This is a genomic window from Microcystis sp. M53603_WE2 (assembly GCF_030065435.1).
Map to the genome: position 1 here is coordinate 1 of NZ_JASJFF010000125.1, position 1,066 is coordinate 1,066.

A 1,066-nucleotide genomic window follows, 5' to 3' on the forward strand; every position below is an offset into this window, starting at 1 on the left:
ACAATCTGAATTTCCCTGACTCGGTGCATTGGTTTGGTTGGCTTTTCGGTGGTGATTAGTTCATCAGCTTGAATTTGCAGCGCAGCAGCAACATGAAGTGCATCCATCGCCGCTAAACCGTAAGTGCCAGCAATTTCATGAGCATTCTGTATAATTTTTTCTAAGTCAGTTGCCCAGTAATTAACAGCCAGAAAAAATGTTTCGTAAAATTCTATTTCTTCTTGTTGCTTGTTAAAAATTGCTTTAGGCAATACTTCTAACTGAACAAATCGACTGGAGGCAAACTCCCGATTTTCATCGTTGAGAATTTGATAGGCTTTGATACTGGCTGATTGGATGCCTTGGAAAGCAGTAATCAGTACGCCAGAGTCTATGTAGGCTTTCCTATGACTCACTGCACCCTCCTCGACGTGCAGCAAGTTCTTGTTCTATTTCCTCTTCATTGAGCAGTTGCAATCCAGCTGCGATCGCCCGATGTCGGATTTCCCATAACTTTTTGCTTAATGGTGTTTGGGGAATAAATTTAGCTTCTGGTGTTGTTTGTGACTCAGATTTAAGTATTTGAACAAATTGCCAAACTTTTTGTTGCTTTTCCGGGGTCAATTCTCGCCATTGCTCAAGTAAGCTAAACGGCTTTTACTTCGGATCACCGATATAGACTCCAAAAGGGTTATAGCTATTGGATCATGCAGGTTAAGCGCCGTTTAGCTTAGTTCTTCTTCTTTATCCATAAATACCTCGCTCTTAAATTACGCATTCCTCGAATCGTTGGCTGTCCAAGACATATTTGTGGATTAACTTTCGGCTCTTGTAGTAGATATGTATGGGTAGTTCAGGTGTTTTAGGTGGGAACTGGTTCACCTGGCCGCAAACTAGACCATTTACCAGTTTCGCGTAAAAAGCTTTCACAACCCACCACATCCCACTCCATTTCGATATAATCTTCCTTGGTGCGAATGTTAACGTTAATAGAAGGGTTCTTCGCTTCAAAGTCCGGTGTCTCGGTGAGATGACGTTCCTGATGTTGTGTTTCTACGGCATGATAGGTGAGACAGCGATCAACAAA

3 protein-coding genes are annotated in these 1,066 nt (G+C 42.1%); all 3 read right to left on the reverse strand.

What is annotated here, in order from left to right; translation table 11 throughout:
* Nucleotides 1–395 (reverse strand): type II toxin-antitoxin system VapC family toxin (locus tag PX481_RS02960; protein WP_288093595.1); only part of this gene is annotated, 395 nt, incomplete at its 3' end.
* On the reverse strand, nt 385–603 hold the full coding sequence (locus tag PX481_RS02965) for a hypothetical protein (protein WP_288093597.1): 219 nt from the start codon (nt 601–603) through the stop codon (nt 385–387). The genes PX481_RS02960 and PX481_RS02965, both read right to left, overlap by 11 nt.
* Before the next feature lie 238 nt (nt 604–841).
* Nucleotides 842–1,066, reverse strand: a 225-nt coding sequence (locus tag PX481_RS02970; protein ID WP_288093599.1) for a Ycf34 family protein, incomplete at its 5' end; no start/stop codon positions are given.